Source organism: Bradyrhizobium sp. STM 3557, from assembly GCF_045571465.1.
In the GTDB taxonomy this organism is placed as follows: domain Bacteria; phylum Pseudomonadota; class Alphaproteobacteria; order Rhizobiales; family Xanthobacteraceae; genus Bradyrhizobium.
Genome location: NZ_CP120697.1, coordinates 6,683,498 through 6,696,257, shown reverse-complemented (window position 1 = coordinate 6,696,257; position 12,760 = coordinate 6,683,498). Strand labels below are relative to the sequence as shown.

At 64.9% G+C, this 12,760-nt stretch carries 10 protein-coding genes; 2 read left to right on the top strand and 8 right to left on the bottom strand.

Features of this window, described 5'->3' with window-relative positions:
- Positions 1–120 precede the first annotated feature (120 nt).
- The 4 genes from kdgD to P6U24_RS30930 form a co-directional block, all read right to left on the bottom strand.
- Positions 121–1,065 (bottom strand): 5-dehydro-4-deoxyglucarate dehydratase, encoded by a 945-nt coding sequence (gene kdgD / locus P6U24_RS30945; RefSeq protein ID WP_407156209.1) that lies wholly within the window; start codon positions 1,063–1,065, stop codon positions 121–123.
- A gap of 130 nt (positions 1,066–1,195) precedes the next feature.
- Positions 1,196–2,101, bottom strand: a complete 906-nt coding sequence (locus tag P6U24_RS30940) for a LysR substrate-binding domain-containing protein (protein ID WP_407156208.1) — start codon at positions 2,099–2,101, stop codon at positions 1,196–1,198.
- A gap of 427 nt (positions 2,102–2,528) precedes the next feature.
- On the bottom strand, positions 2,529–3,875 hold the full coding sequence (locus P6U24_RS30935) for an MFS transporter (RefSeq protein WP_407156207.1): 1,347 nt from the start codon (positions 3,873–3,875) through the stop codon (positions 2,529–2,531).
- 234 nt (positions 3,876–4,109) lie between these two features.
- Positions 4,110–4,886: a class II aldolase/adducin family protein gene (locus P6U24_RS30930; protein ID WP_407156206.1), complete on the bottom strand. Its 777-nt coding sequence runs from the start codon at positions 4,884–4,886 to the stop codon at positions 4,110–4,112.
- Between the two features lie 168 nt (positions 4,887–5,054).
- On the opposite strand from P6U24_RS30930, the gene P6U24_RS30925 reads away from it, so the two are divergent.
- Positions 5,055–6,080 (top strand): histone deacetylase family protein, encoded by a 1,026-nt coding sequence (locus P6U24_RS30925; RefSeq protein ID WP_407156205.1) that lies wholly within the window; start codon positions 5,055–5,057, stop codon positions 6,078–6,080.
- Between the two features lie 313 nt (positions 6,081–6,393).
- On the opposite strand, the gene P6U24_RS30920 is transcribed toward P6U24_RS30925, so the two are convergent.
- The 4 genes from P6U24_RS30920 to P6U24_RS30905 form a co-directional block, all read right to left on the bottom strand.
- Positions 6,394–7,932 carry a Do family serine endopeptidase gene (locus tag P6U24_RS30920; protein ID WP_407156204.1) on the bottom strand — a complete coding sequence of 513 codons (1,539 nt, stop codon included), beginning with the start codon at positions 7,930–7,932 and terminating at the stop codon, positions 6,394–6,396.
- A gap of 369 nt (positions 7,933–8,301) precedes the next feature.
- Positions 8,302–9,036, bottom strand: a complete 735-nt coding sequence (locus P6U24_RS30915; RefSeq protein ID WP_407156203.1) for an SDR family NAD(P)-dependent oxidoreductase — start codon at positions 9,034–9,036, stop codon at positions 8,302–8,304.
- Positions 9,037–9,100: 64 nt separating this feature from the next.
- Positions 9,101–10,084 carry a glucokinase gene (gene glk, locus P6U24_RS30910; protein WP_407156202.1) on the bottom strand — a complete coding sequence of 328 codons (984 nt, stop codon included), beginning with the start codon at positions 10,082–10,084 and terminating at the stop codon, positions 9,101–9,103.
- Between the two features lie 208 nt (positions 10,085–10,292).
- On the bottom strand, positions 10,293–11,180 hold the full coding sequence (locus P6U24_RS30905; protein ID WP_407160652.1) for a LysR family transcriptional regulator: 888 nt from the start codon (positions 11,178–11,180) through the stop codon (positions 10,293–10,295).
- Positions 11,181–11,301: 121 nt separating this feature from the next.
- Between P6U24_RS30905 and P6U24_RS30900 the strand changes: the two genes are divergently transcribed.
- Positions 11,302–12,723, top strand: a complete 1,422-nt coding sequence (locus P6U24_RS30900) for an amidase (RefSeq protein WP_407156201.1) — start codon at positions 11,302–11,304, stop codon at positions 12,721–12,723.
- The last annotated feature ends 37 nt before the right edge of the window (positions 12,724–12,760 follow it).

Here is a 12,760-nt window from a genome sequence, read left to right as displayed (position 1 = left end):
CGAACCATGAGGCCTCAGTCGGGCCTCATCCTTCTCTAGGCGATGCGAAGCATCGTCCGGGAGACGCCTGGCTTGCGCCAAGCTCCTCGGGATGAGGGGTAGAGGCGAATACGACCCGCCTTACTCCGCGGCCTGTCGTGCCGGCACTGCGTCCGGCAGCGCCTTCACCAGCGCCGTGAGTTCTGCCATCTCCGCATCCGTCAGGTCAGTGAGCGGCGGGCGCACCGGGCCGGAGTCGCGGCCGATCACCTTCATGCCGGCCTTGATGATCGAGACCGCGTAGCCCTTCTTGCGGTTGCGGATCGCGATCAGCGGCAGGATGAAATTCTTCAGCCCGGCGTGGATCGCGGCGTGATCGCGCCTGCGCACGGCAGCGTAGAAATTGGTGGCGAATTCGGGCACGAAATTGAACACGGCGGACGAATAGGTGGTCACGCCCATGTCGAGATAGGGCAGTGCGAAGGTTTCCGCGGTCGGCAGGCCACCGATATAGGTCAGCCGATCGCCCATCTTGGAATAGACGCGCGTCATCAGCTCGATGTCGCCGATACCGTCCTTATAGCCGACCAGGTTCGGGCAGCGCTCGCAGAGCTTCGCGAGCGTGTCGGGCTGCAGGATCGCGTTGTCGCGGTTGTAGACGATGACGCCGATCTTGACCGATTTGCAGATCGCCTCGACATGGGCGGCAAGGCCGTCCTGCTCGGAATGCATCAGATAGGGCGGCAGCAGCAGCAGGCCGTCGGCGCCGGCCTCCTCGGCGCCAATTGCGATCTCGCGTGCAATCGCGGTGCCATAGCCGGTGCCGGCCAGCACGGGCACGCGGCCCTTGGTCTCCTCGACCGCGACCTTGACCACCTGCGGGACCTCGGCCGCGGTCAGCGAAAAGAATTCGCCGGTGCCGCCGGCGGCGAACAGGCCGGCGACGTCATAGCCGCACAGCCAGTCCATGTTGGATCGATAGGTCACCTCGTCGAAGGAATAGTCCGCCTTGAACGGCGTCACGGGGAAGGAGAGCAGGCCGCCGCCGATTTGCTGGGCCATCTCCTGAGGGGTCATCTTGCTCATCGCGCCGCTCCTTGGAATTCCATGACATGATTTATTTGGACGCTTATCTGCCGCGTCCGCAGGCTCTGGTTAAGCTCAAGTCCGATGCCGGTCCAAGCCAATCACGGTATTGATCGATGCTGGCTCGGTATCAATCCTCGGCGCGCTGCAAGGCGGCGAGACCGCCGGCGATGTCGACCAGCGCTGGCAGCAACGGGTTGTCGTGCTCGCGGCGCCAGACGATGAACAATTCCACCGGCGCCGGGTTGCGCAGCTTCAACGGACGCAGCTTGACGTCGGCGATCCTGAGGCTCGTGGCGGCCTCCGGCACGATGGCGAGCCCCAGGCCCGCGCGCACCATCGACAGGATGGAATGGATCTGGCTCAAGTGCTGGACGTAGCGCGGCAGCACCTCGGCGCGCATGAATTGCGCCACCAGGAGGTCGTGAAAATAGCGCGCCTCCGATGGCGAATACATGATGAAGGGTTGAGCATCGAAATCCTTGATCGAGATGGTTTCGGTCGAGGCCAGGCGATGGCGTCGCGGGATCGCGGCATAGAGCGGCTCGGCCAGCACGCGCCTTGTCGCGAATTCCGGCCGCGCGATGGGCGGCCGCAGCAGCCCGGCATCGATCTGTCCCGACGCCAGCGCCTCCATCTGATCGCCCGACACCATCTCCTGCAGCGACAGGTCGGCTTCCGGTAGCTTCGCGCGGCAGGCCGCGACCAGGTCGGGAAGGAAGCCGTAGGCCGCCGCCGCCGTGAAGCCGATCTTCAATGCGCCGCTCTTGCCGCTCGCAATTCTCCGCGCGACCTGCGCTGCGGTCTCGGCGAGCTTCAGGATGCGTCGTGCCTCGGGAAGGAAGCTGCGGCCCGCCGGCGTCAGCTTGACCGAGCGGCTGGTGCGCTCCAGCAGGGCTGCGTCGACGATATGCTCCAGCACCTGCACCTGCCGGGACAGCGGCGGCTGCGTCATGTTGAGCCGCACCGCGGCGCGGCCGAAATGCAGCTCTTCGGCGACCGTGACGAAGCAACGGAGCTGGTTGAGATCGAACATCGATACCTCCCGGGCATGGATCGAGCGGGCATGGACGCGGATTAGCATCGATTGAGAGAGAGAGAAATCGAAGTTATTGTTGCTTACCGGATTGTCGGCGCTGTCTCGACGAGTCGGCTGCACCCTCTCCCCTTGTGGGAGAGGGTGGCGAGCGAAGCGAGCCGGGTGAGGGGTCTGTCTCCGCGGATGCAGACCCCTCACCCGGATCGCATTTCGCTTCGCTCATGCGATCCACCCTCTCCCACAAGGGGAGACGGTGCACTGAGTGCGTCGCCATAGCTGAGCTTCGTCATTGCGAGGAGCGAAGCGATAAAGCAATCCAGCCTTCCTTCGCTGGATTGCTTCGCTTCGGTCGCAATGACGAGCATCTACGCGCAAAAAAAACGGCGGCCAGAGGCCGCCGTGAAGTCGAGCACAATTGTGGTGCTCAGGAGGTTCGCAGCTGCACCCGCTCGATCTTGCCGACGATGAAGAGATAGGAGATCGCCGCCAGCAGCGCGTTGAGGCCGACGAAGACCAGCGCGCCATTGAACGATCCCGTTGCGGCCAGGATGTAGCCGATCACGATCGGGGTGGTGATGCTCGAGAGGTTGCCGCAGGTGTTGAACAGGCCGCCTGAGACACCGCCGGCTTCCTTCGGCGAGGTGTCGGAGACGACGGCCCAGCCGAGCGCACCGATGCCCTTGCCGAAGAAGGCGACCGCCATCAGGCCGACCACCAGCGCCTGGCCGTCGACATAGTTGCAGCCGATGATCGTCATCGACAGCAGCATCCCGCCCACGATCGGGATCTTGCGCGCGAGCGTCAGCGAGCCCGTCTTGCGCAGGATGGCGTCCGAGATGAAGCCGCCGAGCACGCCGCCGATGAAGCCGCAGAGCGCCGGCAGAGTGGCAACGAAGCCGGCCTGCAGGATCGACAGCCCGCGCTCCTTGACCAGATAGACCGGGAACCAGGTGAGGAAGAAGTAGGTCAGCGTGTTGATGCAGTACTGGCCGATATAGACGCCGAGCATCATGCGATTCGACAGCAGCTGGCGGATGTGCGACCAGCCCGGGCCGCTGGCAGCGTTGCTTTCCTTGCTGTCCTTCTTGGCGCCTTCCATGTCGACCAGCGCGCCGCCGTCCTTGATGTAGTCGTACTCGGCCTCGTTGATCGAAGGATGTTCCTTGGGGCCGTACATGGTCTTGATCCAGACCAGCGCCATCAGTACGCCGAGCACGCCCATCACGGTGAAGACATGGCGCCAGCCGAACTCATGCGCGATCCAGCCCATCAGCGGCGCGAAGATCACGGTGGCGAAGTACTGCCCCGAATTGAAGAAGGCAGACGCGGTGCCGCGCTCGTTGCTGGGAAACCACGCGGCGACGATGCGCGCATTGGCGGGGAAGGACGGTGCTTCGGCAAAGCCGACCATCAGGCGCAGCGCGAACAGGGCTCCGATCGCGATACCGCCGTTCAGGAAGCCGACCCAGCCCTGCATCAGCGTGAAGACCGACCAGGTCAGGATGGAGAGCGCATAGACCCAGCGCGAGCCGAAGCGGTCGAGCAGCCAGCCGCCCGGGACCTGCGCGATCACATAGGACCAGCCGAACGCCGAGAATACGTAGCCCATGGCGACGGGATCGAGGCCAAGTTCCTTAGAAAGCGCGGGACCGGCGATCGAGAGCGTGGCGCGGTCGGCATAATTCACGGTGGTGACCAGGAATAGCATGGTCACGATGAAAAGACGGACCCGCGTTCGACGCACGTCGGCCACAGACGCAATTGTGCTCATGCGCACACCTCTCTTGAAGACGTTCCTCGAGAACCTTCCTAGAGAGATGTCGAGGAGCGGTCCAAGCCGAAACCGGTATCGATCGATACAATTTCTGAATTGATCGGTTTCATACCGGTGCATGCCTGTATCGCGACGCGCGTGATACCGCCTGCCCCATGCGCTCGGCGCGCCGCATCAACGTGTCGCGCGCCGGATCAGCTGCCCGGCCCGCACTCGTCTCAAGCGATCAGCTCAGCTTGCGTAGTCGGGGTCCGACTTGTCCAGCATGCGCTTGAACGCAGCCCATTCGCCGTCCGGCTTGCCTTCCTTCTCGATCCGGTCGTAGCCCTTGGTGTACTGGTCGGCGGTGTGCAGCGCGATCTGCGGCGAAATCGGGTTGATCTCGGCGCCGGAGGCCTGGATCGCGAGCTGCGCCTTGCAGGAGCGCTCGAGATTGTGCATCAGCTTGAACGCTTCCGCGACGGAGCGGCCGCAGGTCAGCATGCCATGGTTGCGCAGCACCAGCACGTTCTTGTCGCCTAGATCGTTGATCAGGCGCGCGCGTTCGTCGAGGTCGAGCGCGATGCCTTCGAAGTCATGATAGGCGAGCCGGCCGGCGAATTGCGCCGACCATTGATTGAGCGCCAGCACGCCGCATTTCAGCGACGACACCGCAACGCCCGCGACCGTGTGCGTGTGCAGCACGCAGGCGACGTCGGGACGCGCCATGTGGATCGCGCTGTGAATGGTGAAGCCGGCCGGATTGATGCCGAGCCCGAGCGGATCGTCGGTGACCTTGCCGTCGATGTCGACCGTGACGAGGTTCGACGCCGTCACCTCCTCGAAGCGCATGCCATAGGGATTGATCAGGAAACGGTCATGGGTGCCGGGCAGCCGCACCGAAATATGGGTGTAGATGCTGTCATCCATGCCCAGGCGATGGATCAGGCGGTAGGCGGCGGCGAGGTCGACGCGCGCCTCTCGCGTCGCATCGGTCAGGCTTTCGGGTTTGACATGGGCGGTCATCATCTGGCTGTTCCGGCTTGAGCGTCTGAGCACGACTTTATGCGGGGGGATCGGGGCGGCAAGTCCAAACTCGCGACAGGGATGCATAGCGGTTAGTCGCCGCGAGCACGGCGCTTGTGCCGGTGCAAGCCGCATGCACAATCGCGTCGCAGGCAACAGGAGCGATCTGACGTGAAGGCCGTCTATACCGGGCTGCATCGCAGCCACGACCCGCAATTCTATCTGGTGCGCGGCGTCGTCAAGCGCACCACCGAGCAGCCCGAGCGCGCCGACCGCCTGCTTGCAGGGCTGAAGGCTGGCAATCACCAGCTGGTGGCGCCGACCGCGTTCGGCCAGGGGCCGCGGGCGCGGGTGCACAGCCCGGAATATCTCAACTTCCTGGAAGAGGCGTGGGAGGCGTGGAGCGCGCTGCCCGATTCCGGCTCCGAGATGATCCCGAACATGCACCCGGTGCGCAACGCTGGGACCTATCCGACCCATATCGTCGGCCGGCTCGGCTGGCACACCACGGACACCTCGGCGCCGATCGGTCCCGGCACCTGGGTAGGCGCCTGTGCCGCGACTGATGTCGCGACCACGGCGGCACAGATGGTGATGGACGGCGAGGACGCGGTCTACGCGCTGTGCCGGCCGCCCGGCCACCACGCCTATCGCGATCTCGCCTCCGGCTTTTGCTTCATGAACAATTCCGCCATCGCCGCGGCGCATCTGCGCCAGCGGCATGAGCGCGTCGCCATCCTCGATGTCGACGTGCATCACGGCAACGGCACGCAGGGCATCTTCTACGATCGGCCTGACGTGCTGACGGTGTCGATCCACGCCGATCCGACTGCCTACTATCCCTTCGTCTGGGGCTATGCGCATGAGCGCGGGCAAGGCGCGGGGCTGGGCGCCAACCTCAACATTCCGCTGCCGCTGAAGACCGGCGACGATGGCTATCTGAAGGCATTCGAGACCGCCGCCAAGATGATTCACGCCTTCGCGCCGGGTGCGCTGGTGGTGGCGCTCGGCCTCGACGCCTCCGAGCACGATCCGCTGGCGGGCCTTGCCGTGACCACGCCCGGCTTCCGCCGCATCGGCGCCGCGCTGGCGCGGCTCGGCCTGCCGACCGTGCTGGTGCAGGAGGGCGGTTATTTGTCGGATATTTTGGGGCAGAACCTGACTGCAGTGCTCGCCGGGTTTGAAGAGGCAAGATGAGGGCTTCGCCCCGTTGTTAGTTCGTCGCGGACATACGCCGGTTCGACTACAGCTCTCATGTCCGCCATCCGGTCCGGCCTTCGGCCGGCCCGGATGACAGGCCCCGGCGGACGATCCAGTACGCCAAGACAGCTCGGTCAATCGCTCAAGCCGCGGTACTGGACGCCCGCCTGCGCGGGGCATGACCAGAAGGCGCGTAAGCTGGATTTATCGCGTCATTGCGAGCGAAGCGAAGCAATCCAGGCGTTCTTCTTGGCCCTGGATTGCTTCGTCGCTCACGCTCCTCGCAATGACGGCGTCTATCGCGGCGTTATCAGCCGATCGGCACGGCGACATAATGCGTGTTGTTGGCGGTCTTGACCCGCATCAGCACGTCGTGCTTGCCGTTCGACTTGGCATCCGCCAGCGCGCTGCGCAGCTCGGACACGTTGCCAACGCTCCGGCCCGCGACATCGAGAATGACGTCTCCCGATTGCAGGCCGTGCTCGGCGGCGGGACCGTCGGGGTCGACGGCGGTGATCACGACGCCAGTGCTGCCCGCACCCGCAACCTCATTGGCCGGCGCCACCGTCACGCCGAGATGCGGCACACCTGTGGTCGGACCGTTGTTGTCCTCGCTGCCCGCATTGGCCTGCTTCTCGTGGTCGCTCGGCATCGTCGCCAGCGTCACCGTGATGGTCTTCTGCTCGCCCTTGCGAACGATGTCGAGCTTCGCGCTGCTGCCAGGCCCCATGCTCGAGATCTCACGCGCCAGCGCGCGCGAATCCTTGATCGGATTGCCGTTGACCGCGGTGATCACGTCGCCGGGCTGGATGCCCGCCTTCGCCGCCGGCGTGTCGGGCTTGGCTTCATCGACCAGCGCGCCCGCTGCATTCTTCAGCCCAAGGCTTTCGGCGATGCCGGCCGAGACCGGCTGCACCTGCACGCCGAGCCAGCCGCGCGTCACCACGCCCTTGTCCTTGAGCTGCGCGATCACCGCCTTGGCGGTCGCTGCCGGCACGTCGAAGCCGATGCCGATCGATCCGCCCGACGGCGAGTAGATCGCTGTGTTGACGCCGACGACATTGCCGTTGGTGTCAAATGTCGGCCCGCCGGAATTGCCCTTGTTGATCGGCGCATCGATCTGCAGATAATCGTCATAAGGTCCGGAGCCGATGTCACGGCCCTCGGCCGAGACGATGCCGGCCGTGACGGTGCCGCCAAGGCCATAGGGATTGCCGACCGCGATCACCCAGTCGCCGATCCGCGGCATCTTGGTCTCGAAATTCACATAGGCGAAGTCACCGCCACCCTGCACCTTGATCAGCGCGAGATCAGTCTTCGGATCGGTGCCGATCACCTTGGCGGTGTAGGTCTTGCCGTCGTCGGTCGTGACCTGCACGGTCCTTGCATGATCGACGACGTGATTATTCGTCACGGCGTAGCCGTCGGCGGAGATGAAGAAGCCCGAGCCGACGCCGGTGATGAGCTGATGGCGCTGGCGCTGCATATGCGGGCCGTCCTCGCCGAAGCCATATTGCTGGAAGAAGCGCTCGAACGGCGTGCCGCGGAACGAGCCCGGACCGTTGGAATCGTCGCCGTTACGGCCGAGCATGTTGACGTCGGGCGTCTCGTCGAGCTGCACGCGCACCGAGATGACGGCGGGTTTCACCTTGCTGACCAGATCCGCAAAGCCGTTCGGACCCTGCTGCGCTTGCGACGCAGGCGTCGCCGCAAACGCGCTCTCGGCAAATCGCCCAGAGCCCAGCGGGCCAGCAAGGATAACAGCGGAGCCGAGAACCGCAACGGAGCCGAGCAGCGCAAGGCGCCGCGCTGCGAGGGACCTTCGTTGATGACCATTTGAACCTGTCATGATCGTAATCTCCAAGCCGGAAAGTGAATGTCGGAGCCCTACAGGCTTCGATGGAGATCTAACGATCAGGCCATTACGGCACGCTGGCCGCCGGATTAATTTGTCCTATCGAAGAGATTAATTCGTCGTAATTGAGCGGGGGGTATGGCTCGGAGCTAGAGCGTTTTCAAGCGAAGTGGACACCGGTTCGCGTCAAGAAAACGCGTCAAAACAAAAAGCTAGAGCCCCGTTCCGATTCAATCGGAACGGAAAAGGCTCTAGTGTCAATGGCTCTCGTCATTGCGAGCGAACCGAAGCAATCCATGGTCAGACGCAAAGATTCTGGATTGCTTCGTCGCCTTCGGCTCCTCGCAATGACCGCGTGCTCTCTCAGTTGAACGACATGCCGCCGCTGAGCGCGATCGTCTGCCCGGTCATGTAGGGATTGTCGACCAGCAGCATCACGGCCTTGGCGACCTCAGCCGCCGTGCCGAAGCGGCCGAGCGGAATCCGGCTGACGAGGCTATCCTGGCCCTTCATCATGTCCGTCTCGATCAAGGACGGCGCGACCGCATTCACGGTGACGCCTTCCTTGACCAGCCGCGCCGCATAGCCACGCGTCAATCCTTCCATGCCGGCCTTCGAGGCATTGTAGTGCGGGCCGATCGCGCCGGCGCCGCGGGCAGCGCCGGAGGAGATGTTGACGATGCGGCCCCATCTGCGCGCACGCATCGAATCCAGAACGGCTTGCGTGCAGAGGAACGCCGATTTCAGATTGACCAGGATGGTGCGGTCGAAATCGGCCTCGGTGAGATCGTCGACGCCGCGGGTGATGGCGATGCCGGCATTGTTGACGAGGATATCGACCGGACCAAGCCCGGACGCAATTTCCCTGACCAACTTATTGACCGCGCCAGCCTCGGATACGTCTGCCTGGAACGGTGCAGTGCGCACGCCTTTGCTGCGCAATTCATCCGCGAGCTTTGCCGCATCGTCAGCACGCTCGCGGTAATTGATCGCGACATCGGCACCGGCATCCGCCAACGCGCGACAGATTGCGGCGCCGATGCCGCGCGAGCCGCCGGTGACCAGGGCCGTGCGGCCACGAAGAGAGGATTGAGACATCATACGCTCCGATCTGCGGAGGATGATAAACCAGCAATAGCTGGATGATCAGATCACGTTCCGCTCAGGTGCGAGGCAATCCACCGCCGGCCGCCGCATCGGCTTCGAAGAACGATTTCAGGCCGACGAAGCTGATGTCGGGCCTGGTCACGATATAGGCCGGGATCGGACGCAGGTAGGTCTCGTAGCGGCCCTTGCTCTCGAACTGCTTGCGGAAGGCGGATTGCGCGACGCGCTCGGGGAAGCGCGGCGGAATGCCGCCGGCGATAAAGACGCCGCCGCGGGCGCAGAAGGTCAGCGCGAGATTGCCGGCGACCGCGCCAAGCCAGCTGCAGAACTGGTCGAGCGTGGCGCGGCTCGTCGCGCAACTGCCGTCCAGAGCGGCTTGCGTGATCGCAGCCGCGTCGCGTTCCGCCACCGCGGCGCCATCAAGCGCGGCGATCGCCCGGTAGATGTTCTCCAGGCCCATTCCGGACAGCGCGGCCCGCTCGATCGAGGTATGGCCGAGGCGCTCCCGTATCTTCGCGAGCACCTGGGCCTCGCGTTCGGTGGTCGCGGGCAGGGTCGCATGGCCGGCCTCGGTGACGGCGACCACCGGCCGTCCGTTATTGGGCAGGTAGCATGCCGCGCCAAAGCCGGTGCCGGGGCCGATCACCAGCATCGGCGCGCCGGCGACGGCCGCCGTGCCGCCGAGCGGAAAAAGATCGGCCCGCTGCAGCGCCGGCAACGACCAGCCGACCGCCTCGAAATCATTCAGCAGCTTTGCCGAGCGTAGGCTGAAGCGGGACTTAAGCTCCGCGCCGTCGATGATCCAATGGCTATTGGTGAGCTCGCAGCGATTGTTCTCGATCGGCCCGGCGACGTCCAGCACCGCTGCCGTTGGCGGTCCGCCGGCCTCATGGGGCAACAGGAATGCCGCGACAGCGTCGACCGAGCTCGGAAAGTCCGCGACCTTGAAATGCGTGATCGGTCCGATCACGCCGTCGTCCAGCAGCGCGAAGCGCGCATTGGTGCCACCGATATCCGCCAGAAGAACGCGCTCGCCCATCCCTCAGCCGCTTCCATCCGGTTGGCGCCGCCGCTGGGAACCCTTTTCCCTCCGGCCGCAGTCATGCCCGCTTACCACCGCGCCACAGCTTTGGGAATGCGGCGCAGGCGGGACCTGGTCGTCAGAGACAATGCCCAACCGTAGCGAACGGTCCGGCCTAGCGCAAATAATCCGCCGGCTGCCGGCGGCATTGCCGTCCGTCATCGCATCACATCCGGACCACCACTTTCTCGGCGCATTTGCGGAAGCTTTGAACGAGCGGGCTGTCAGAATCCCGCCGCCAACAGACCGCGAACTCGATTGCATCGGCTGCGTCGAGGAATGGCTTGAAGACGATGCCGCGCGGCGCGCCGAGCGCTGCGCAGGCCGGAAGAATGGCGAGACCCTCGCCGGCGAGGACGAGACTCATGGCCGAATGAACGGTCTCAACCCGGCTGACGATCGGCATGTCGACCCGATGTCGCCGAAGCAGGGCCGCCACCGCGGAGGATGCCGGCTCTTCGCCCGGCCTCGGCAAGGCAACCAGGGGTCGCCCCTGCAACCTGCTCATCGGCACGGCCGCGAGGCGGGCGAGGGGGGATCGGGTCGGCACGGCCAGCATGAGAGGCTGTGTGCCGATCTGCGCCACTTGAAGGTCCGGATGACGGATTGCAGGCATGCACAAGGCGACCGTCACGGTGCGATCGAGCAGCCGGGCCTCGCGGGTCGACGCGCTCAGTTCCACGAATTCGAGGTCCGCTTTGGGGAGGGTCCGGCGCAGCTCCGGGACGAGCCTTGGCAGAACCGCATTCGCCAGCACGAACATGTATCCGACGGAGAGCCGTCCGCGCTGTCCGGCTGCCACGGCACGCGCGGACTCGGCGCCTTCGGCGGCAAGGGCAAGCGCTGCGCGCGCCCGCGAGAGCAGTGCCTGACCTGCTTCGGTCAGATCCATGCCGCGGGTGCCCCGGCGAAACAGAGCCGTGCCGATCTCGGACTCCAGCTTTCGAATTTGCAGGGATAGCGGCGGCTGTGCCATCCGCAGCCGCTCCGCGGCTTTGCCGACACTGCGCTCCTCGGCCACGGCAACGAAGTAAGGAAGCCGACGGAGGTCCATGGGCATACCGAAAATGTATGGGTTGGCGCTCGAATTCGTATTGGACGGCGAGTTAACATGGGTGCCATTCTCGCTGTCAATGCGCCTTCGCGGAACGGCCCTTGCGGAGATTGATCTGAAGATGAGCGACGACCTCTGCTTCTGCTCCGCAGCCGAGCTGCGCGAGTCCATCGCTCGCAAACTGATCTCGCCGGTCGAGATCGTCGGCGCAGTCCTCGCCCGGGCTGAACGATTGCAGGGCGATCTCAATTGCTTCATCACGATCTGTGCCCACAGCGCCTTGGCGCAGGCACGGGATGCCGAACGCAGGATGATGAGCGGCGAACCGGTTCGGATGCTGGAGGGCATTCCGTTCACGGTGAAGGACATCGTCAACACCAAGGGCGTTCGCACCACCTTTGGCGCGGTGCCTTACGCGGACAACATCCCCGATCAGGATGCCGTGGCGGTCGCCCGGCTGCGCGCACACGGCGCGATCCTGATCGGCAAGACCACGACGCCGGAGTTCGGCAGCAAGTGCCTGACCGACTCGCCGCTGTTCGGCCGGACCCGCAACGCGTGGGATGCGCGGCGCTCCAGCGGCGGCTCCAGCGGCGGCGCGGCCGTGGCGGTGGCGAGCGGTATCGCGCCGCTGGCGGTTGCCACCGATGGCGGCGGGTCGACGCGGATTCCCGCCGCATGCAACGGCGTCGTTGGATTGAAGCAGAGCAATGGCGTCATCCCCCACAGTCAGGTGCAGGATGCCTTCGGTAACCAGACCTATGTGACTCCCACCACCCGGACGGTCGCGGACACTGCTTTGATGATGCAGGCAATGGCGGGGGAGGATGCATCCGACCCCTGGTCGATCGGCGTTCCAGTGCCGGACTTCGTCGCTACGGCTGCGCCCCGCGGCGATCTGCGCGGGCAGAAGATTCTGTTCTGTCTGTCGCTGCCCGGGCGGCCGGTCACAGCGGACGTTGCGGAGGCCTTCAAGACCGCTCTCGATCGACTGACCGGTCTCGGCGCGGAGCTCGAGGAATTTTCCGGCGACGGGTTCGATATTGAGCCGATCTGGCGCGCCATCAATCATACCGTCTGGCGGGCGCGCTTCGAGAAGCTGGCCTCCGAGCACGGCGATGTTCTCAGCGAAGCCTTCCTCAGGCAGCTCGCGCTGGCTGCCAGGGTCAGCGGAGTGGACTACCAGCAGGCCATGTTCGAGCGCACGTTGCTGTTCCGGCGCGTGCAGGCACTCCTTGCGCGGGGCAACCTGCTGGCGATGCCGACCCTGACGCGGACCGCGCTGCCGATCGACCAGGACTTGTTCGGCACCATCGACATCGACGGACAACGCTTCGACAGCGTCCGGGCGCATTGGTTTCCCTGGACGATGCCGTTCAACATGACCGGACATCCCGCCATCAGCCTGCCTTGCGGATTTGGTCGTGACGGACTGCCGATCGGCCTTCAACTGGTCGGTCGCTTTCGCGCGGACGCGGAGCTCCTGCGGGTGAGCGCGCTGTTCGAGGCGTCGCACGACCTGCTTGCCCGGCGGCCCGGCTGATCGCGGGATAGACGTGATGTGTGAGGGGCTTGCGTCC

Bases quoted from the DNA above. Each gene is read 5' to 3' on its own strand.
- P6U24_RS30905 (WP_407160652.1), bottom strand. From the start codon at position 11,180: ATGGACCTCCGTCGGCTTCCTTACTTCGTTGCCGTGGCCGAGGAGCGC.
- P6U24_RS30915 (WP_407156203.1), bottom strand. From the start codon at position 9,036: ATGTCTCAATCCTCTCTTCGTGGCCGCACGGCCCTGGTCACCGGCGGC.
- kdgD (WP_407156209.1), bottom strand. From the start codon at position 1,065: ATGAGCAAGATGACCCCTCAGGAGATGGCCCAGCAAATCGGCGGCGGC.
- P6U24_RS30900 (WP_407156201.1), top strand. From the start codon at position 11,302: ATGAGCGACGACCTCTGCTTCTGCTCCGCAGCCGAGCTGCGCGAGTCC.
- P6U24_RS30920 (WP_407156204.1), bottom strand. From the start codon at position 7,932: ATGACAGGTTCAAATGGTCATCAACGAAGGTCCCTCGCAGCGCGGCGC.
- glk (WP_407156202.1), bottom strand. From the start codon at position 10,084: ATGGGCGAGCGCGTTCTTCTGGCGGATATCGGTGGCACCAATGCGCGC.
- P6U24_RS30930 (WP_407156206.1), bottom strand. From the start codon at position 4,886: ATGATGACCGCCCATGTCAAACCCGAAAGCCTGACCGATGCGACGCGA.
- P6U24_RS30935 (WP_407156207.1), bottom strand. From the start codon at position 3,875: ATGAGCACAATTGCGTCTGTGGCCGACGTGCGTCGAACGCGGGTCCGT.
- P6U24_RS30940 (WP_407156208.1), bottom strand. From the start codon at position 2,101: ATGTTCGATCTCAACCAGCTCCGTTGCTTCGTCACGGTCGCCGAAGAG.